This window comes from Arthrobacter sp. U41 (assembly GCF_007679325.1).
GTDB lineage: Bacteria > Actinomycetota > Actinomycetes > Actinomycetales > Micrococcaceae > Arthrobacter.
This window is the reverse complement of the sequence record NZ_VEGI01000004.1, coordinates 199,337-217,580: the sequence shown is the minus strand read 5'-3', so window position 1 is coordinate 217,580 and position 18,244 is coordinate 199,337. Positions and strand designations below refer to the sequence as shown.

General features: G+C 67.0%; 16 protein-coding genes and 1 tRNA gene. 8 read left to right on the top strand and 9 right to left on the bottom strand.

Annotated features, from left to right (window positions below; genetic code table 11):
• Nucleotides 1-213: 213 nt before the first annotated feature.
• Together abc-f and FS787_RS13810 are read left to right on the top strand one after the other, a co-directional pair.
• On the top strand, nucleotides 214-1,884 hold the full coding sequence (gene abc-f, locus FS787_RS13815; protein WP_144673117.1) for a ribosomal protection-like ABC-F family protein: 1,671 nt from the start codon (nucleotides 214-216) through the stop codon (nucleotides 1,882-1,884).
• A complete protein-coding gene (locus FS787_RS13810) occupies nucleotides 1,881-3,794 on the top strand; it encodes an ABC transporter ATP-binding protein (RefSeq protein ID WP_144673115.1) in 1,914 nt (637 codons plus the stop codon). The genes abc-f and FS787_RS13810 overlap by 4 nt, the downstream gene beginning before the upstream one ends.
• 42 nt (nucleotides 3,795-3,836) lie before the next feature.
• Here the strand turns inward: FS787_RS13810 and FS787_RS13805 are convergent, their stop codons facing one another.
• The 3 genes from FS787_RS13805 to FS787_RS13795 form a co-directional block, all read right to left on the bottom strand.
• Nucleotides 3,837-4,256: an NUDIX domain-containing protein gene (locus FS787_RS13805; RefSeq protein WP_144673113.1), complete on the bottom strand. Its 420-nt coding sequence runs from the start codon at nucleotides 4,254-4,256 to the stop codon at nucleotides 3,837-3,839.
• Nucleotides 4,253-4,762 carry a DUF6314 family protein gene (locus FS787_RS13800; protein ID WP_222124074.1) on the bottom strand — a complete coding sequence of 170 codons (510 nt, stop codon included), beginning with the start codon at nucleotides 4,760-4,762 and terminating at the stop codon, nucleotides 4,253-4,255. The genes FS787_RS13805 and FS787_RS13800 overlap by 4 nt, the downstream gene beginning before the upstream one ends.
• A gap of 1 nt (nucleotide 4,763) precedes the next feature.
• Nucleotides 4,764-4,836 (bottom strand) — tRNA-Arg (locus FS787_RS13795).
• Nucleotides 4,837-4,922: 86 nt separating this feature from the next.
• On the opposite strand from FS787_RS13795, the gene FS787_RS13790 reads away from it, so the two are divergent.
• Nucleotides 4,923-5,690 (top strand): DUF998 domain-containing protein, encoded by a 768-nt coding sequence (locus FS787_RS13790; protein WP_144673111.1) that lies wholly within the window; start codon nucleotides 4,923-4,925, stop codon nucleotides 5,688-5,690.
• A gap of 28 nt (nucleotides 5,691-5,718) precedes the next feature.
• Here the strand turns inward: FS787_RS13790 and FS787_RS13785 are convergent, their stop codons facing one another.
• The 4 genes from FS787_RS13785 to FS787_RS13770 all read right to left on the bottom strand — a co-directional run bounded on the left by FS787_RS13785 (nucleotide 5,719) and on the right by FS787_RS13770 (nucleotide 10,239).
• Complete coding sequence (locus tag FS787_RS13785) at nucleotides 5,719-6,123, bottom strand: hypothetical protein (protein ID WP_144673109.1); 405 nt, start codon at nucleotides 6,121-6,123, stop codon at nucleotides 5,719-5,721.
• A 9-nt stretch (nucleotides 6,124-6,132) separates the two neighbouring features.
• A complete protein-coding gene (locus tag FS787_RS13780) occupies nucleotides 6,133-7,638 on the bottom strand; it encodes a hypothetical protein (protein WP_144673107.1) in 1,506 nt (501 codons plus the stop codon).
• Nucleotides 7,635-8,567, bottom strand: a complete 933-nt coding sequence (locus FS787_RS13775; protein WP_144673105.1) for a hypothetical protein — start codon at nucleotides 8,565-8,567, stop codon at nucleotides 7,635-7,637. Before FS787_RS13775 ends, FS787_RS13780 begins: the two co-directional genes overlap by 4 nt.
• A gap of 148 nt (nucleotides 8,568-8,715) precedes the next feature.
• Nucleotides 8,716-10,239 carry a chitinase gene (locus tag FS787_RS13770; protein WP_260982560.1) on the bottom strand — a complete coding sequence of 508 codons (1,524 nt, stop codon included), beginning with the start codon at nucleotides 10,237-10,239 and terminating at the stop codon, nucleotides 8,716-8,718.
• A 269-nt stretch (nucleotides 10,240-10,508) separates the two neighbouring features.
• Between FS787_RS13770 and FS787_RS13765 the strand changes: the two genes are divergently transcribed.
• From FS787_RS13765 to FS787_RS13755, 3 genes are read left to right on the top strand one after another with little or no spacing between them, the layout of a single operon-like run.
• Nucleotides 10,509-12,854, top strand: coding sequence for a glycosyltransferase family 2 protein (locus FS787_RS13765; RefSeq protein ID WP_144673103.1), 2,346 nt, complete (start codon nucleotides 10,509-10,511; stop codon nucleotides 12,852-12,854).
• Nucleotides 12,851-13,303: a hypothetical protein gene (locus FS787_RS13760; RefSeq protein ID WP_144673101.1), complete on the top strand. Its 453-nt coding sequence runs from the start codon at nucleotides 12,851-12,853 to the stop codon at nucleotides 13,301-13,303. The genes FS787_RS13765 and FS787_RS13760 overlap by 4 nt, the downstream gene beginning before the upstream one ends.
• Nucleotides 13,293-14,828 (top strand): bifunctional diguanylate cyclase/phosphodiesterase, encoded by a 1,536-nt coding sequence (locus FS787_RS13755; protein WP_144673099.1) that lies wholly within the window; start codon nucleotides 13,293-13,295, stop codon nucleotides 14,826-14,828. The genes FS787_RS13760 and FS787_RS13755 overlap by 11 nt, the downstream gene beginning before the upstream one ends.
• An 81-nt stretch (nucleotides 14,829-14,909) precedes the next feature.
• On the opposite strand, the gene FS787_RS13750 is transcribed toward FS787_RS13755, so the two are convergent.
• A complete protein-coding gene (locus FS787_RS13750; protein ID WP_144673097.1) occupies nucleotides 14,910-15,095 on the bottom strand; it encodes a hypothetical protein in 186 nt (61 codons plus the stop codon).
• 210 nt (nucleotides 15,096-15,305) lie between these two features.
• On the opposite strand from FS787_RS13750, the gene FS787_RS13745 reads away from it, so the two are divergent.
• A complete protein-coding gene (locus FS787_RS13745; protein WP_144673095.1) occupies nucleotides 15,306-16,325 on the top strand; it encodes a hypothetical protein in 1,020 nt (339 codons plus the stop codon).
• 207 nt (nucleotides 16,326-16,532) lie between these two features.
• On the opposite strand, the gene FS787_RS13740 is transcribed toward FS787_RS13745, so the two are convergent.
• Entirely contained in the window at nucleotides 16,533-17,186 is a 654-nt protein-coding gene (locus FS787_RS13740) for a hypothetical protein (RefSeq protein WP_144673093.1), read from the bottom strand.
• A 104-nt stretch (nucleotides 17,187-17,290) separates the two neighbouring features.
• Between FS787_RS13740 and FS787_RS13735 the strand changes: the two genes are divergently transcribed.
• The gene (locus FS787_RS13735; RefSeq protein ID WP_144673091.1) at nucleotides 17,291-18,148 is read left to right on the top strand and encodes an inositol monophosphatase family protein; all 858 of its coding nucleotides are present in this window, start codon (nucleotides 17,291-17,293) and stop codon (nucleotides 18,146-18,148) included.
• Nucleotides 18,149-18,244 lie beyond the last annotated feature (96 nt).

The window sequence follows — 18,244 nt, the reverse complement described above, 5'->3', positions numbered from 1 at the left end:
GAGTCGAATGTAGGGGGTGCTTCTGACGTTCGGTAGAGCAGTGACTGCATTGATTTTACGGGAGGAGCTGATTCAACTATGCTAAATGCTCGAACCCGCTGGTCCGTACACCCCCCAAGTCCGGACCAGCGGGTTCTTTCATGCCCGGCGGCGATTGGCCGCCTGGAGCGCCCGTCGGCGGGCTGTTTTGGGCCGCGGTGAGAGGATGGACTAATGACTGCAACCCTTGTTGCCAAGGACCTTTCCGGTGGCCATGACCACCGCACACTTTTCTCCAAACTCTCCCTGACCGTCGCGCCGGGCGACGTCGTCGGCGTCGTGGGGGCCAACGGCGCGGGCAAGTCCACCCTGCTCCGGCTCCTGGCCGGGGTGGACGAGCCGCAGGAAGGCACCATCAGCCTTGCCCCGGCAGACGCCTTCGTGGGCTGGCTGCCCCAGGAACACGAACGGGTCGCCGGCGAAACGGTGGCCGGCTACATCGCGCGGCGCACCGGCTGCGCCCAGGCCACCCTGGAGATGGAATCCGCCGCGGACGCCCTGGGCAGTGGCGCCCCGGGCGCCGACGACGCCTACTCCCTGGCGTTCGACCGCTGGATGGCCTCCGGCGCCGCCGACCTGGAGGACCGCATCCCGGCCGTGCTGGCGGACCTCGGACTCGATGTGGGACCCGACGCCGACATGACCGGGCTCTCCGGCGGCCAGGCAGCCCGCGTGGCGCTCGCAGCACTGCTGCTCAGCCGCTTCGACATCGTGCTCCTGGACGAGCCCACGAACGACCTGGACCTCAACGGACTCGCGAAGCTGGAGGCATTCGTGCAGGGCCTGCGCGGCGGCGTTGTGCTGGTTTCCCACGACCGCGAGTTCCTGGCGCGCTGCGTGACCACCATTGTGGAACTGGATCTGGCGCAAAACTCCGTGGCCGTGTACGACGGCGGCTACGAGGCCTACCTGGAGGAACGCGCCGTGGCCCGCCGGCATGCCCGCGAACGGTACGAGGAGTTCGCCAACACCAAGGCAGACCTGGTCTCCCGCGCCCGCACGCAGCGCGAATGGAGCTCCCAGGGTGTCCGGAACGCGATGAAGAAGAACCCGGACAATGACAAGATCCGCCGGGCGGCCAGCACCGAGTCCTCCGAGAAGCAGGGGCAGAAGGTCCGGCAGATGGAATCCCGCATCGCCCGGCTCGAGGAGGTCGAAGAGCCCCGCAAGGAATGGCAGCTGCAGTTCAGCATCGGCCAGGCGCCGCGGTCCAGCGCGGTGGTTGCCACGCTCCGCGACGCCGTGGTCCGCCAGGGCGGCTTCACGCTGGGACCGGTGAACCTGCAGCTCAACGCCGGGGAACGGATTGGCATCACCGGCCCCAACGGCGCCGGCAAATCCACCCTGCTCCGGCTGCTGCTGGGTATTCAGCGCCCGGATACCGGCGACGCCTCGATGGGCGCGTCGGTGGCGGTCGGCGAGATTGACCAGGCCCGCGGGCTGCTGGCCGGCGGGCTGAAACTGGCAGACGCCGTCGAAGCCGTCCTGACGGACCAGTCCCCGGCGGAAGTCCGGACGCTGCTGGCCAAGTTCGGCCTCAAAGCGGACCACACTTCCCGCCCGGTGGACTCCCTGTCGCCGGGGGAACGGACCCGGGCTGCGCTGGCGCTGCTGCAGGCACGCGGCGTGAACCTGCTGGTGCTGGACGAGCCCACCAACCACCTGGACCTCCCGGCGATCGAACAGCTTGAAGAGGCCCTCGAAAGCTACGACGGCGCCCTGCTGCTGGTCACCCACGACCGCCGGCTGCTGGAAAACGTGCGCCTCGACGCGCGCTGGAACGTGGCCGACGGCGTCGTCACCGAACTCCTGGGCCACACCGCCCCGAAAGGCAGCACCACATGAGCATGGACCGGGTCGCCTGGAGCTCCCTCTACAACATCACCCGCGCCTCGAGCGGCTCGAAGCCATTCTCGAAGGAAACACTCAAGCGGGTGTTCAGCTTCGCCCGTCCGCACAAGGGCAAGCTGATTTCCTTCGTCCTGCTGTCGATCGTGATGGCCGTCCTGGCCGTCGCCACCCCGGTCCTCGCCGGGCAGGTGGTGGATGCCATCATCGCCGGCGCGGCCACCGACGTCGTGGTCTGGCTGGCCGTCCTGATCGCCATTGTGGCGGTCGCCGAGGCAGGGCTGGGACTTGTCACCCGCTGGCTGTCCTCCACCATCGGCGAAGGCGTGATTGTGGACCTCCGCACCAAAGTCTTCGACCACGTGCAGAAGATGCCGATCGCCTTTTTCACGCGCACCCGCACCGGCGCGCTGGTGAGCCGGCTGAACAATGACGTGATCGGCGCGCAGTCGGCCTTCGCCGGGACCCTGTCCGGCGTCGTCAGCAACGTGGTGGCCCTCGCCCTGACCCTGGTGGTGATGCTGGGCAAGTCCTGGCTGGTGACCGTGCTCGCCATGATCCTGCTGCCGATCTTCCTGATCCCGGCCCGCCGGATGGGCTCCAAACTGGCCGATCTGCGCCGAGAGGCCGCGGAGCACAACGCGTCCATGGGCACCCAGATGACGGAGCGCTTTTCCGCCCCCGGCGCCACCCTCGTGAAGCTGTTCGGCCGCCCCGACGAGGAATCCCGGGAATTCGCGGCCCGCGCCGGACGCGTGCGGGACATCGGCGTCCGCACCGCGATGCTGCAGTTCACCTTCGTGACGGCCCTGACCCTGGTCTCGGCGCTGGCCCTCGCCCTGGTCTACGGACTGGGCGGCTTCCTGGCGCTGCAGGGGCAGCTCGCCGCCGGCGACGTTGTGGTGCTGGCCCTGCTGCTCACCCGCCTCTACGCCCCGCTCACCGCGCTCTCCAACGCCCGGGTGGAGATCATGAGCGCCCTGGTCAGTTTCGAGCGGGTCTTCGAGATCCTGGACCTCAAACCGCTTATCCAGCAGAAACCCGACGCCGTGTCCCCGCCGCCCGGGCCGCTGTCCGTGGAGTTCGACGACGTCCGCTTCTCCTACCCGTCGGCGGACAAGGTCTCGCTCGCCTCGCTGGAGGACGTGTCCACCCTCGACACCCGCGGCGGCGAAGAGGTGCTGCACGGCATCAGCTTCCGGGTGGAACCCGGCCAGACCGTCGCCCTGGTGGGCTCCTCGGGCGCCGGCAAGTCCACCATCGCGCAGCTGCTTTCGCGCCTGTACGACGTCGATTCCGGGGCCGTGCGCTTCGGCGGCACCGTCCCGGGCACCGGCGTGGACGTCCGGGACCTGTCCTTCGACTCCATGCGGCACACCCTCGGCATGGTGACCCAGGACGGGCACCTGTTCCACGAGAGCATCGCCTCCAACTTGCGCCTGGCCCGCCCGGACGCCAGCGACGAGCTCATGTGGGATGTGCTGCGCCAGGCCCGCCTGGAAGACATGATCCGCTCCCTGCCTGATGGCCTGAACACCGTGGTGGGGGAACGTGGCTACCGGCTCTCGGGCGGCGAACGCCAGCGCCTCACCATCGCCCGGCTGCTGATTGCCCAGCCGCGCGTCGTCATCCTGGACGAGGCCACCGCGGCCCTGGACTCCACTAATGAGGCAGCGGTGCAGGAGGCGCTCGGCGCCGCGCTCGAGGGCCGCACCGCCGTCGTGATTGCCCACCGGTTGTCGACCATCCGGGCCGCCGACGCCATCCTGGTGGTGGAGGACGGCCGGATCGTGGAACGCGGCACGCACACCGAGCTGCTGGCCGCCGAGGGCCGCTACGCGGAGCTCTACCGGACCCAGTTCGCCGAGGCCAGTGCCGTGGCGGAAGAGGCCGTTCCCGGACTGTAGTGTTACAGGTTTAGCCGCTCCGGGCCTTAGCCAGTACGGGCGTTAGCCCGGCTGGACCCACAGGGCCGGCAGGACGTGGTCGGTGAGCAGCGGGGCGAGGTCGTCCGGGAGCTCTCCGGCCAGGTCCAGCCAGCGGATCTCGGCGATCTCCGCGGAAGGATGGGCGTGCCAGGCGCCCGGGGCGGTGAAGACCGTGGCCCGGATCTGCGTCGCGGCCTCGTTGGCGGCGTCGGCCAGCCAGATTCCCAGCGGCACCAGCTCCTCCGCCGCGAGGACGATCCCCACTTCTTCGGCCAGTTCCCGCGCGGCCGCCTGGGCGGCTGTCTCGCCCGCCTCCGGCTTTCCGCCGGGATGCATGAACTTCTCCGTGCCCCGTTTGCGGACGGTCAGGAGGCGCCCTGCTTCGTCGAAGACACAGACGGCGGAGACCACGATCAGAGGGTTGGTGTTCAGCGAGTTCATGCGGCGGCGTCCGTGGTCCGGCGCAGCACGGACGTGAGCAGCTGGTCCTTCGCCGGGCCCGTGACATCCCATTCGTAGCGGAATTCGTCCGGCCCGGTTCTGGTGTAGTTCACGCGGTAGCTGTCGGGATCGCACCAGTGCTGGTCCCGGTGGCTCTGCGGTCCGAAGCCCATGCGGTGGAACGGCCGGCCGTCGGGGAAGAACATGTCCATCGTGTCCGGTGTTCCGGTGGGCCGCAGCAGGTATTCCCGGCTGGCCGTTCCGGTGAACGGGGTGCCTTCCGGCGCGCCGGGGGCGGACGCCCACGCGACGGTGCCCTCTTCGCGGAAGCGGAGGCCGCCGTCGTCGGCTGTTTCAGTGACGCGGACGAGGCCGGTGAAGGACCCGCGGGTGCCGGCGGACCGGTCCAGCAGGGTTCGCTCCACGGTCCAGGTGCCCAGCAGGTAGGCGCGGAGATTGAAGTGCTGTTCCACTTCTTGGGCGGTGTCCGGGGACTGGGGGTTCAAGTGCCCTCGATTGGAATCGAACCAACGACACCGGCTTTAGGAGAGCCGTGCTCTATCCACTGAGCTACGAGGGCGGGCATCCGTTCCGGACGGCCGCGGGCCGGCCCGTGCGGACACGCCTATAAGCATACAAGGTGACGGGCCGTACTACGCTCTTGGCATGGCTGCACCCGCTGACTCGACGTCCCAAGGCATCATTTATATCCCGCATCTGCCGTCCACCCGGTTCTATGCCGGCGCGCTGGCGCTGCTGAGCGTGCTGCAGTATTTCGTGGCCGAGGCGGCCGTGATCGGCGCCTGGGCGGGACAGCAGCCGTACAGCCGCCGGACCGGTTACATCAGCGACCTCGGCGCCACGGTCTGCGGGGTCTTCGACGGACGGGACGTCTGCTCGCCGGCACACGTGCTGATGAACGCCTCCTTTGTGGTCCAGGGCATCGGCATGATGGTGGGCGCGCTGCTGCTGAGCGCGGCGGTGTTCTGCACGGCGGCCCGGCCCGGGGCGCAGTTCACCCTGGGCCCGGCCAGCCGGACGGTGTGGGTAGCCGCGATCTCCGCGCGGGTCCTGACCGCCGCCGCCGGTGCAGGCACCGTCCTGGTGGGGCTGGTCCCTGAGGACGCGGGCTCCGTGTGGCATGCAGTCGGCGCCATTATGTATTTCGCGGCCGGGGGACTGGCCCTGGTGCTGCTGGGCTGGGTCTGGCTGCGGCACACACCGCTGAGCTGGCTGATTCTGGCGTGCGGGCTCGTGTCCCTGGTGGCTCTGATCATGGGCGGCGTGACGGGGATGGAGGTGGCGGAGCCCGGCACCCTGGAGCGGTTCATGGGATACCCGATCACCATCGGGACCGCTGCGGTGGGCCTGGTGGTCGCGCAGCGGGTGGGGGAGCAGCGGGCCGCTGTGAAGCGGGCCCGGGCGGCAGTCTGACCGCCGCCGGGGTCGGCGCGACCGGCGCTTACTTGCCGAGGAACTGCCGGTAGCTGGTCAACGACCCGGTCCCGGAGTACCCCAGATCGGCGGGCGAGACGGCGGATGCCCCGTCGGCGGAAATGACCTGGATGGCCAGATTTACTTCAGGGTCGCCGGCTCCGGCGTCCACAACCGCCGGGAATGCCTCCCGGAGGACCCCCAGCATGGTTTCCCGGTCCGAGGTGTCGGCGTGCAGGAAAACGTCCCCGCTGCGGCCCATGCCGCCGGCGGACTTGTAGCTGGCGTCCACTGTGGCCACGTGGGCCAGTGGCTCCACCGCCGCTTTGTACTTGGCGGCGTACTCCGAGTCCGAGGTTCCCGGGCTTGCCCCGCAACCCGCCAGGACCATGGCCAGCAGACCGGCGGTCAGCACAGTGAAGATTTTTCGCATGTTCCGACTCTATTCTTTCCGGCCGATGCCGGACGTTGTCGACGTGACCTGGCGGGGGTCTTCCGTGATGAACGCTTGCGTGGACGGGTGGTTCCGGTAGGCCGCGAGGTCACCGGACGACTCGTTGGCCTCGACGGAGGCGACGTACGCGTTGTAGTCGTGATTGCCCGCAACGTCGCTCATTCCGGCGCCGGCCGGGCTGGGAAGGGTGACCACCGTGGCGCCGTTGCTGCTCTCCCAGCCCACCAGACCGGGCCCGCCGGGTTTGGAGTTTCCGAGGTCCAGGCGGGGAACGACGTCGAACGGGTGCTGCAGGGCGAGCGTGTTCACGCCGCCGGGAATGGGGGTCGAATCGATGGGGGAGCCGTAGGTCATCACGTTGGTGACGTTGAAGTGGCCGCGGAACTCCGCATTTGCCGCAAGATTCGCGGCGGTCATGCCGCCCTGCGAGTGCCCCACCAGCATCACCGGCGCGTCACCGGGGATCCCCGCCTGCTGCATCGCCAACTGGACCGCCTCCGAAGCCGTGGACAGGTTCCCTGACGCGGAGGAGAGGTTGCCCACGGTATCCATGGGGTTGGAACCGGACCGGACGTTCCATTCGGACGTGCCCGGGATGGTCACGATGTACGCCGGCCCGCTGCCTTTGTCCACGGCGGTGATTCGAATTGCCGCGTCGGGAGTCCCGGACTTGCCGCCGTCGTCGTAGGCCGCCGTAACTCCGCCCATGATCTGCGCGAGGCTGCTCGGAACGGGAGTGCTGCGGTGGCCGTTCTGCGCCGGGTCCGACCCGACGCCCACGGTGTGCGGGTCACCGGCCACCGGCGATCCGTCGTCGAGCAGGTGCGGGTGCACGAGCCCGGCGGTGGACAGCGCGGCGCTCGCGTTCACCCCCCCGGCGGCCAGCAGCACCGTTCCGCCGGAGACCAGTTCGGTGACCGACGGCGGCTCTCCGGTGCTGAGGAAGTCCCAGCCGAGGCCGCCGACGTCGCGCAGCCCGCCCAGCACATCGGTGCCTGCGTCAGCCAGATTGGACGTGGCCCCGGATGCCTGGCCTCCGAGCCAGCCCAGGCCATCGCTTATTGTGCCGCCCACAGTTTCGCCCACAGTGTCGATGAACTCGCCGGTTCCGTCCCAGAGGTCTTCGGCCGCACCGCCGGCACCCGTGATCAGGTTGTCCAACAGGGTCGTCGCCGTGCTGCCGGACTGGCTGATGCCGGACTGGCTGGTGCCGGCCTGACCGTCACCCGTGCGTCCGGAACTGGCGTCCTGCTGCTGGCGGACGTTTTCCCGCATAGCGTTCGAGGCGGCCCGCAGGGCCTCCGAGGTGGCCAGCAGCATCCTGCTGTGGGTTTTCCAGTCGCTGCGGAACTGCTCGCCGTCGGGCCCGCGCCAGGGGCTGGCGGTGATGACCGGTGTCAGTTGCCCGCTCAGTTGCGCGAAGCGCCGGCTCGCGCGGGAGAGCTCCTTCGCGAGGAGCTCGCCCTGTTCCAGGTCCATGCCGTGCACGCTCATGATGCCGACTCCGCGGGGGTTCCGGCGGACAGGAAATCGCGGGCACCGAGCACGTGCCACACAAGCTGGCGGGCGATGTCGCCGGCCGGGGCTTCAACCATTGCCAGGCTGCGCGCCGAGGCAGGACCGGTGGTGCGGACGGAATACAACCTGTCGGACAAAGCCCAGACTCCGGCGCCGTGATACTGCACCCCGCTGCCGGCTGCACGGGACTGGACTTCGAGGTAGACCGTGGCGTTGGCCGCAGCCACTGCGGCTGCGACGCCGGCTGTGACGCCGGCCGTGCCGCGGTCGGCGATGCCGGCGGCCGTGCCGCCGGCGAGCGCGGCAACGTCTGCCGCCGAGAGGGTGGTCTTGCGGCCGTCCCGGCCGGGTGCCGGGCCGGAGGCCCCGGGGACGGTGTCCGGACGTTCCGCCCCGACCGTCAGGTCGGGGAACTGCGGCATCGACCTGGCCATAACCGGCCACAGCACCGCTTCCGAAAGCAGCGTGACGGTGACGACGTCGGCGACGCTGACCGCCGTCACCCGGCCATCCGCCGCAGTGGCCACCGGTCGCGTGAATTCGACGGCGAGGCCTTTGCCGTCGAAGAGGTTGACCCGGCAATGCGTCGAGAAGCCGCCCCAGCGTGACACCAGGCCCACCTGGACCGGAGCAACTGCACCCTGTCTGAGCGCACGCAGCCACTGGGGCCGGATGGCTCCCGCGTCGTCCGTGATCCCGGCGGTGGCCAGCTCGCGGGCGACGGCGGACCGGGTCGGTTCGTCCAGCCCCGCCAGGGAGACCGCGACGGCCGGGGCCGGGAGCCCCGTCGGGTCAGGGCCCGCGCCGGCCCCCAGCGTCTCCGTAGCGGTCTGCACGGCCACGGCCCAGGCGAGGCTGGTCATGCGGAATGTGGTGGTCGCAGGTATCACTGCGGGATCTGGCATGGCTGGGACCTTCGGTGGGGAACTGGTCGGAAGCGCGATGAGGCGTGATGGGCAATGCATGGCACGCTAACGCACTGCCTCGCCCGGAGCCATGGGGACAACTTCCCTGCCGTGGCCGCCGGCGCACCGGCGCGGTGTGGGCTGGCCCCTACGGGGTTGGCTTGGGGGTGGCTGATGGCGTTGCCATCAGCTTCAACAGTTCCTCATCGCGCAGCTTGGCCCACGGCGATTCCGGCGCACCCTGTTGGGCGGCTTCGGGGCTGTCCGTCTGGGTCCACCACTTCGCTTCATAGACCCTGCCCTCGAAGAGCACGCGGTCGCCCTTGCGGTACACGGTGGCCGGCACCCACTTCGGCGCGGTCCCGGCGGGGGCGGTGAGCTGCGGGGTCGGTTTGTCTCCGGGCAATACCGGGCCGATGATGCGCCACGGCGTTGCCGCACCCTGGAGTACCGGGTCATCCGGGGTGTCGGCGCGGGTCCACCACTTGGCCTCGTAGACATTCGAGTGCCAGACGATCCGCTCGCCGCTGGTGTAGGCGGTGGTTTCGTTCCACACCGGGTACGGACTCTTGGACGGATCGTCGGTAACGACGGGCGCCTTGGAGGGCTGCGGGGAAGCTGCCGGGACTGCCGGGCTACCCGCGCCGCCGGACAGGCCGCTGACGCCGGCTCCAAGGATCGTGGCAAAAGTGGCTGAACCCTGTTCGACGCCGCTGCAGCCGTCGGAAACCTGCTTGACGTCGGGATAGTTGGGGCTGCAGGTCCGGTCACGGTTAAGGGACCACATGGACAGGCGGCCGACGCCCTTGGCGCTCGCGTAGGCGCTGAGTTCCTCCGCATCCTTGAGGGTGAAAATTTCGCCTTGGATGTCGTTCTGGCCGATCATCGGGGTCAAACCGATCTTGCGCCAGACGGTCTCGCTGCCCAGCTCGCTGCCGGCATCACGGTACAGACCCGTGAGCTGCCGGTGGGCGGCCTCCGCAGCCGATACGGCATTCTCATACATCGAACGGTCCGCCAGCCTGCTTCCGCCGTAGTCCATGGTCATGATGTTCACTCCGGCCAGGTCAGTCCCCGCGGCGATCATCCGGCGGACGGCGTCGCTGCCCGCCGTCGTCAATCCGTTGGGATCCGCCGGCAGCGTCAGCCAGACGGTGAGGTCCTTGCCGTTCCCGCGGCGGTCCTGCTGCAGTGCCGCCACGGCAGCTGCCCGCCGGTCCAGGGAGGCGATGTCGTTGAGGGCCTCACCTTCGATGTCCAGATCAATGCTGCTGACGTTGTACCGGTCCACCACGGCGCGGTAGGCCGCCTCGAGTTGGCCGGCGTCGGTGCAGCTGATGGCCAGCTCGTCGTTGATCAGGCCGCCGAAGGATACGGAAACGGTCCCGCCCAACTGCTGGAGGCGGGCCACCCTGCGGTCAAGGTCCAGGGCGGATCCGGCGTCGTCGAGGGAGTAGGCGGCGCCCCAGGTAGGAGTGCATGCATTCGCCCGGTCCGCCACGATGAAGGACAGCAGGACGTTCTCTGCCTCCTTGGAGACCGGGTCCTCGAAGGCATACCGGGGTGTGGCCGTGACGTCCACATAACCGGCGAAAACGGAAGGAATTGCTTCGGCAGCCCGTCCATCCTGGAAATTGCCCCACGCGGTCGCCCCGCCGGCCGTGATCGCCATGACGACGCCGGTGAGAATACTCAGCCGAACCAGCGATAATTTGCGGCCTGGGAATCTTGCGGACACAGGGCCCCCCTTATGTCTTGAGTGAATCGCCGCGCACGTGCCGGCCATCGGGGTCAGTTCGTAAATATTCCGGGGTGTCTGATGTCCGGCAGCGGTCTGACCTTGCATTATCATAAGGGCACTCACTGGAACATTCCGGTGCACCGGGCGCGATTTGACGTCAGCGCACGCCAAAATGCCGATTTTGCAGTCTATGGGGACCAATGTCTGATCAGCTAGTCTTGCCGCGCCCTGACGTAGAAAACGTCTCCAGCGAGCAGAAAGGTGGAGCGCGACGCCGTCAATGGGGCGCCGAAAAGCGCTCCGAGCCGCTGTCCATTGTTCACCCCCGGCCCAGCCGCCGGAAGATAATCCTGGGCCGGCTGGGAATTCTCACCACACTCCTCGCCTGGGTCACCTACGTCATTTCGACAATCCTGCGGGAGCTGGCCAACAACCCGAATGCCGGCTTTAGGTTTCAATTCGAGACAGTCTCGTATCTGATCGTCGTAACATTCCTGACTTTTTCAGCGCTAATGTACCTGATGGCCCGTCAGGGTGCCCTTTATCGCTTCCGGGACCATTCGCGCGTTCCGCGCGGCGAATTGGACCGCCATTTCACCGACTACGCCGAAGGCATTACGGTGCTGGTGCCTTCCTACGCCGAAGAACCCCAGGTTGTGCGGGCAACGCTGTGGTCCGCCGCGCTGCAGGAATTTCCGGATCTCAAAGTTGTCCTGCTGCTTGACGATCCGCCCAATCCGAGCGACCCGGCGGACCTCGCCAAGCTGGAACGGACGCGGGGCCTGGCCGCCGAAATTTCCGCTGCCATGAGCGTTCCCGCGGCGCGCTTCAATGCCGCCTCGGCGGAATTCCGTCGCCGCTCAAAGACTGCTGTTCCCAACGATTCCGCAGAACTGGCGCTGCTTATCGCCGAATACGAGGCGGCCGCCGACTGGCTGGAGACCATGGCGGCAGGCGAGCAGGTCGAAGACCATGTGGACGAATTCTTCGTGGACCTGGTCTTGATGGGGCTTGCCCGCGAACTGAGGCTGGTCCTCGTGGGCCTGAACGCCGCCTTCGTGCAGCACACCTCGCCGCCCTGGTCCCGGCTCGATGAGCTGTACCTGCGGCTGACTTGGATCTTCAACGTCTCGACTGAGACGTTCGAGCGCAAGAAGTACGCCAGTCTCTCGCACGAGGCCAACAAGGCCATGAACCTCAATGCCTACATTTCCCTGATGGGGCATTCCTGGCGGGAAGAGGCAACCGCCGACGGCGTGGTCCTCCGCAAGGTCCAGGGCGACCCGGAGCTCGAAGGCCAGGGGCGGATCCTGGACTTCCCGGACACCACCTACCTCCTGACCCTCGACGCCGACTCGCTTCTGCTGCGCGACTACTGCCTTCGCCTGGTGTACTTCCTCGAATCGGCAGGCAACGAGCGTGTGGCCGTGACCCAGACGCCGTACTCGTCCTTCCGCGGCGCTCCCACCCGGATCGAACGCGTGGCAGGGGCGACGACCGACCTGCAGCACATCCTCCACCAGGGCATGACCTACTTCGGCGCCACGTTCTGGGTCGGAGCCAACGCCATCATCCGGAAGAGGGCCCTCGAAGACATCGTGGAGGTTGAAGCCCGCGGGGCCTTCGAGATCCGCACGTACATCCAGGACCGCACGGTCATTGAGGACACCGAATCCAGCATCGACTTGGGCCAGCACGGCTGGACCCTGGTGAACTACCCGGAGCGGCTGAGCTACAGCGCCACACCGCCGGACTTCGGTTCACTGGTTGTCCAGCGGCGCCGCTGGGCCAACGGCGGACTGCTGATCCTTCCCAAGCTGTGGGCCCAGCTTCGCCAGAGCCGCTCGGACCGACGCAAAATCCTGGTTCGCGAGGTGCTCCTGCGCGTGAACTACATGGCGTCCATCGCATGGGCGAGCTTCGGCCTGATTTTCCTGCTGGCCTACCCCTACGACAGCCGGCTGCTGAGCCCCATCGTGTTCATCGCCGCCCTGCCCTATTTCCTGGCGATGGGCAGCGACCTGCGCGACTGCGGGCACCGCTTCAGCGACATCCTCCGCATTTATGGGTTCAACCTCGTGCTGCTACCGGTGAACCTGGCCGGCGTGCTCAAATCACTCCAGCAGGCTGTCACTGGCGACAAGATTCCGTTTGTCCGCACACCCAAGGTCAAAGACCGTACCGCAGCCCCTGCGATCTACGTCCTGACGCCGTACGCGATCGTCGCCTTCTCCCTGCTGACGGTCTGGCGCGATGCCCAACTGGGCAACTGGGGCAACGTGGCCTTCGCCTCGCTTAACGCGATCCTGGCGGCCGGGGCAATTCGGGCCTACATCGGAGTGTTCAACTCGGTGGTGGATGTGTTCCTCGGTATGGTCAACTGGCTGTATGTCAGTCCCCGACCGAAGAAAATGAAGGAGAGCCTCGTGGTTGAGAAGACAGCCGAAGAGGTCGACTGGGAGACCATTCTTTACCATGGCGACCGCCGGCTGAACCGGGATCTCCGCGGGTCAACCGACCGTCGTCGTCGGATTGCTGTCCGGTGAGCGTCGAAGCGCCGGCCGGCCCGGCTGAACGCGTCCCCGGGGAGTCCCCGGACGCCGATGTCCCGGGCCTGACTGCCACACCATCCGGTGCCCCGATCGGCGTCCGGATGCTCGACGGCGGCATCATCGAAGTTGCGCTCCCGGCCAACGAGGAAATCGAGGGGCCCGCGGCGCGCGTCGCCGGCGCCACCGTCCGCGCCATGGCCGACGGCCGGCGGATGCCGGTGTTGCTTGTTATTACCGGAGTGGTCGGCGTGAGCGTCGAAGCCCGGCAGGTTTACGCCGGGTCCATCGCCGCTTCAGCATTTGCCCTCGTCGGTGAGAGCCCCGTTGACCGCGTGATCGCGCACTACCTGCTGCGCTCCAAGACCGAAACGATCCCGGCGCAGTTCTTCACGTCCGAGGCCGAGGCTATCGACTGGTTAGGGCAATACACGAGTGAAGACTGATCCGCCGGACCCCAGGTTGCACGCCCTCGTCGAAGGCATCGTCCGTATCGCAGGCGGCGACCTGACCACCAGGATTCCCCATTCCGGTGCAAGGGACGACGTCGCTGCGGTCATCGCCGGGATCAACCTGATGGCCGACGATCTGCAGACCATCTACCAGGAGCTTGAGGAACGCGTCGAAAGCCGGACGGCGATGCTGCGCGAGGCCCAGGTGGAGCTTGAGCGGATGGCCCTCACGGACCCGCTGACCCAGCTGGCCAACAGGACGGCGCTCAACTCGGTCCTGAGCCACGCCCTGGCCGAGACGTCGCGGGGCGAAATGCCGCCGGCCCTGCTGGTCCTCGACCTGGACTCCTTCAAGGGCATCAATGACACGCTGGGACACAGCGCCGGCGACGATGTCCTACGGGTGATCTCGCGGCGGCTCCAGGACGCTGTCAGGGAGACCGACACTGTCGCCCGCCTCGGCGGCGACGAATTCGCCGTTATGCTGCCGAAGTCCAACCTGGTCCGGGCCAGGCGCGTCGCCAACAGGATCCTCAAGGCCCTCGGCGAGAGCCTGGAAATCGGGGACCTGCGAATCACGTGCGGCACCAGCATCGGGCTGCGGGTCGCGGAACCGGGCCAGTCGGTGGACGACCTGGTCATGGAAGCGGACACCGCGATGTACGCGGCAAAAGCCCAGCCGCACAGCAGCATCAAGGTGTTCGAACCTGCCCTGCTCTACGCGCGCAGGCTGCAGAGCGTCATGATCACGGAAATGCGCGAGGCGATCCTCCAGGACCAGCTCACCCTGCACTACCAGCCGGTGGTAGAACTGGCCACCGGCAGGATTGAGGGCGTTGAGGCGCTGGTGCGCTGGAACCACCCGGAGCGCGGCCTGCTGATGCCCGATTCCTTCATTCCGCTCGCCGAGGAGACCGGGATGATCGTTGACCTCGGCCACTGGGTGCTGCGGAATGCGGTGCGCCAGCTGCGCCGCTGGCAACAGGACCTGAAGGTGGACAGCGACTTCAACGTGCGGGTCAATATCTCCACCACCGAGCTGCAGAACCTCGACCTGATCGAACACGTCCGCGACATCCTCCGCGAAACAGGGGTGGACGCCGCCAACCTCATTGTTGAATTGACGGAGTCCATGGCCGTCAACGGCGGGGACGTCGACAGGTACTCGCTCAGCGGGCTGCGGCGGCTGGGTGTGCAGCTGGAAATCGACGACTTTGGCACCGGCTATTCGTCCATCAGCTATCTGCGGAAGCTGCCGGTCAACGTGGTGAAGATCGATAAGAGCCTGATTGACGGCCTGGGCTCTGATGCTGATGAGAGCAAATTCGTGGAGGCCGTACTGCACCTCATCCACGCGTGCGGGCTCAAAGCAGTCGCCGAGGGTATCGAGACACAGGAACAGGCTGCTGAACTGGTCCGGCTGGGCTGTTCGAGCGGCCAGGGCTACTTCTTCGGCAGGCCCGTCCCGGCGTCGGACATTGAGGCGATGATGGGGCAGGGGAAGCTGGAGCAGCGGTAGGCGCCGAACGGTGCTGATCGGACATATGAAGAACGGCGGGTACCGGAAGTCGCCTTCCAGTACCCGCCGTTTTTGCCAGCCTTAGACGCTCGGCGTGGCGTCCGGCCACCAGTTGACGGTCGGCTTGACGGTGTCCGGCCACCAGTTGACGGCTTCTACGGAGCCCTGTCCGGCGTTTCCACCGGTTGCCGAGACTGCTGTGGCCGCGGAAACGCCTGCGACCGCCAGCGCGCCAGCGACAAGGAGTGTTGCGAGGGTCTTCTTCATGTAGGACTCCTGATACGTGAGGGGCTGATGTGACTCATGTGATGCGAGTTCAGTATAAGCGCATTCGACACGCCGTGCCCGAACAATTCTTCCGGGCAAGACAAACCTTGTGTTATCACGCGCCTCTGTGCAACTACTGCGCTAATACTGCGGCAGCATCGCTTGCGAGTTTGGTCCTATTTCACTCGCGGGACAACGGATAATTGGATCATGCAACAAAATCCAGTTTCCGCGACGTATGCCGCCGCTGAGCTCCGGGCGAGAGACTCCTGGGATAGTCACGACTTTGACGAGGCCGCCCGGTGGGCCCGAAATGCTGCGGAAATTGCCTTGACTGACGGACACGCCGAGGCCTGGTGGAGCATGACCTTTCTCTATGCGGAGTGTCTACTTGCGGCGGGAGAATTCGCGGCGAGTGCCGAAATCGGCAGCGCCCTTGTCGCTCCCGGCTCCACCACGCCACAATTTCAGGCGCAGGCTCACATTCTGAGGGCCAAGGCTTACCAAGGTGCAGGTTCGCTGGATGCTGCAGCGGCAGAGGCAAGGGCCGCAGCAGCGCTGGTGCCGGATGAAGCAGACATTGAAGTGAGCGTGACAGCGGGGCTTGCCCTCATCTCCGCGCTAGGCGACAGCGGCAAGCTTGATGAAGCCTGGACTGAAAGCCTAAGTCTGGCCAATATGATATCGGCGGAAGTCGATGAACAGTTACTCGGCAAGACCTACTGGGTGATAGGCAATGTTGCCTTCCTCTGCGGCAAAGTGACCGAGGGTCTGCTCTACCACAATCTTGCAGCCGAAACTTTCTCTCCGACGCGAAACCTTGACGTCTGGGCTAAGTTCAATAAGGCTTCGGCGGCAATGCGGCTTGCTGCCGACGTGTCAGATGCTGACACGCTCCGTTGCATCGAGCGGGCAGAACTGGCCACGGACGTCATTGGCGGCAGCGCAAACGACTACCTACTACTGAAGCTCAACCGGGGTCATTGGAGCTTTCTGGCAGGCGACCACGCCGCAGCCGTGGATTTGCTCGAGAGTATTTTTGCCGAAGCCGAAAGGCCCTCGCCGCAGATTCTGGGGGAGGCCGGTCTCTTGCTGGGTCGGGCGAAGGCTGCAAGCGGAGATCTGGAAGCAGCCCAGGAGCACCTCTTGAAAGCCGCGGAGCACTTCGAAACGGCAGGCGCACTGCAACGTGCTGAACAGGCCCGGGAGTACCTCGCAGCCCAAGCCTGAGGCCGCTGATGGTTTCCCTTGGCTCGTGGCACGGACACCCACTGAGCATGCCCTCCGGGGTTTCCCTCGGGTGCACATAGGGGGACTATGTCCAGTGGTGGCGGCTAAGGCTGAGCATGTCCCGTGGCCCCATGGCGCGCCGCGTTGAGCATGCCCTCCAGGTGCGGCCAGGGACGGACATACTGGGACTATGTCCAGTGGTCGCGGCTAAGGCTGAGCATGTCCCGTGGTGGGCGCGGTGGGGGAGGCAGGCTTGCGACCCAGGAAGACTGCGGCGCCGCCAACCAGCAGGCTCAGCACCAGCAGCACCCACCCGGCGACAGTGAGGCCCGACGCGAGGGCCACCTGGCCGGCGTCGACGGTTTCGGCGGACATCATCGAATCGATGGCCGCGTTGCCCCACAACCTCACGCCCGCGAACAGCAGGGGCACGGCCCACAGTGCCCAGCGCAGGCCCTTGCGAGCCACGTTCGTCCCAATAAGCAGTAGCCAGGTGAAGCCGAAGATCAGCGGGAAGAGTGTGCCGGCTGTCTTGTGGATGTAGTTGAGCTGCCCGCGGGCGTCCTCGTCCATCGCGGTGCGCAGCTGCTCCACGAAGGTTTGGTCGAAGCCTCCAACCAGGGAATCCGGCATGGCAAGGCCACCGCTGAGCTGGGTGAGCTGGTTTAGGGTGAGGAGGTGGAGGTACCAGAACAGGAACAGGCTGGCCACGACACCGGCAATCAGGATCAGGTTGCTGTTGCTCTGGGCCTTCTGCGGAGTACGGCTGGTGCTGGGGTTGATCACCGCCGGCAACTGGTGCTGGGGGACGGCAGCGTTCGCGCCGTGTTTCTTGATCCGCTGTGCGGGTGTCTTGGCCATGGCTCCATTATCGCCCGTCCCGACCGGGAGGCCGGGCGCGGGCCGGGGCGGCGCAGCGCGCGGGCGCCTGTTCACTGCCGGCGAGCGCCGATAGGCTGGAGCGCGTGACCGAAATAGGAAAGCACCGGCTCGGCCGGCACAGCACTGCTGAACTCAACCCCGCCCTGGATGATTACCAGCTCGCCGAGGCCCTTGTGCGTGAGGCCGGGACACTGGCGCTCCTCATGCGGCAGGCCGGGCTGGAGGGCCGGCAAAAGACCTCGGTTTCCGACGTCGTCACCGCCGCAGACCACGCCGCCGAGGCCTATGTGTTGGAGCAGCTCCAGCGCTGCCGGCCCGACGACGGCATCCTGGGCGAAGAGGGCACAGCCGTGGACGGCACCAGCGGCCGGACCTGGGTGATCGACCCGGTCGACGGGACCTACAATTTCCTACACGGCTCCACGTACTGGTGCTCCGCCATTGCCCTCAAGGATTCTTCCGGTGTGGTGCTCGGCGCGATCTTCCAGCCCGAGGAGGACAAACTCTGGCTCGGCGGAACAGCCCGCCCGGCAACCCTCAACGGCGAACGGCTGACCACCTACGGCGATGCCGGGGTCGAGGGCTCCGCTCGTTCGGACACGCCTCTGTCCGAGCTCGGTGCTGCGACCTACATCCACCCCACCTGGCTCGCCGACCCGCTGTGCGCGATGCCGTGGCACGCCGCCGCGACCTCCGCCGCCGCGCTGCGCATGTTCGGCTCGGGTTCCTGCGACCTGAGCCGGGTGGCCGACGGCGAACTGGGCTGCTGGTTCCAGCACAGCTGCCCGGAATGGGACTGGCTGCCAGGGAAAGCCATTGTCCTCGCAGCCGGGGGAGCGGCCGACGTCGTGCGGGTCAACGGACTCGACTGGTTCGTCGCAGGCGGCTCGACGGCGGTCCGCCAGCTCCGGGCCGCCCTCGAATCCGGCTCCGTGGCCTAGGCCTGGGCGTTCGATTCCCTCCGGCCGGTGGACATGCTCAGTCCTGACGCACACGACTGGACTGGACACCCGCACTACCCGCTTCCCCCGGCGACT

What these genes read in the sequence shown, in the direction of transcription:
- abc-f (WP_144673117.1), top strand. Translation starts at nt 214, where the DNA reads ATGACTGCAACCCTTGTTGCCAAGGACCTTTCCGGTGGCCATGACCAC.
- FS787_RS13810 (WP_144673115.1), top strand. Translation starts at nt 1,881, where the DNA reads ATGAGCATGGACCGGGTCGCCTGGAGCTCCCTCTACAACATCACCCGC.
- FS787_RS13805 (WP_144673113.1), bottom strand. Translation starts at nt 4,256, where the DNA reads ATGAACTCGCTGAACACCAACCCTCTGATCGTGGTCTCCGCCGTCTGT.
- FS787_RS13790 (WP_144673111.1), top strand. Translation starts at nt 4,923, where the DNA reads ATGGCTGCACCCGCTGACTCGACGTCCCAAGGCATCATTTATATCCCG.
- FS787_RS13785 (WP_144673109.1), bottom strand. Translation starts at nt 6,123, where the DNA reads ATGCGAAAAATCTTCACTGTGCTGACCGCCGGTCTGCTGGCCATGGTC.
- FS787_RS13780 (WP_144673107.1), bottom strand. Translation starts at nt 7,638, where the DNA reads ATGAGCGTGCACGGCATGGACCTGGAACAGGGCGAGCTCCTCGCGAAG.
- FS787_RS13775 (WP_144673105.1), bottom strand. Translation starts at nt 8,567, where the DNA reads ATGCCAGATCCCGCAGTGATACCTGCGACCACCACATTCCGCATGACC.
- FS787_RS13770 (WP_260982560.1), bottom strand. Translation starts at nt 10,239, where the DNA reads ATGGCGATCACGGCCGGCGGGGCGACCGCGTGGGGCAATTTCCAGGAT.
- FS787_RS13765 (WP_144673103.1), top strand. Translation starts at nt 10,509, where the DNA reads ATGTCTGATCAGCTAGTCTTGCCGCGCCCTGACGTAGAAAACGTCTCC.
- FS787_RS13750 (WP_144673097.1), bottom strand. Translation starts at nt 15,095, where the DNA reads ATGAAGAAGACCCTCGCAACACTCCTTGTCGCTGGCGCGCTGGCGGTC.
- FS787_RS13745 (WP_144673095.1), top strand. Translation starts at nt 15,306, where the DNA reads ATGCAACAAAATCCAGTTTCCGCGACGTATGCCGCCGCTGAGCTCCGG.
- FS787_RS13740 (WP_144673093.1), bottom strand. Translation starts at nt 17,186, where the DNA reads ATGGCCAAGACACCCGCACAGCGGATCAAGAAACACGGCGCGAACGCT.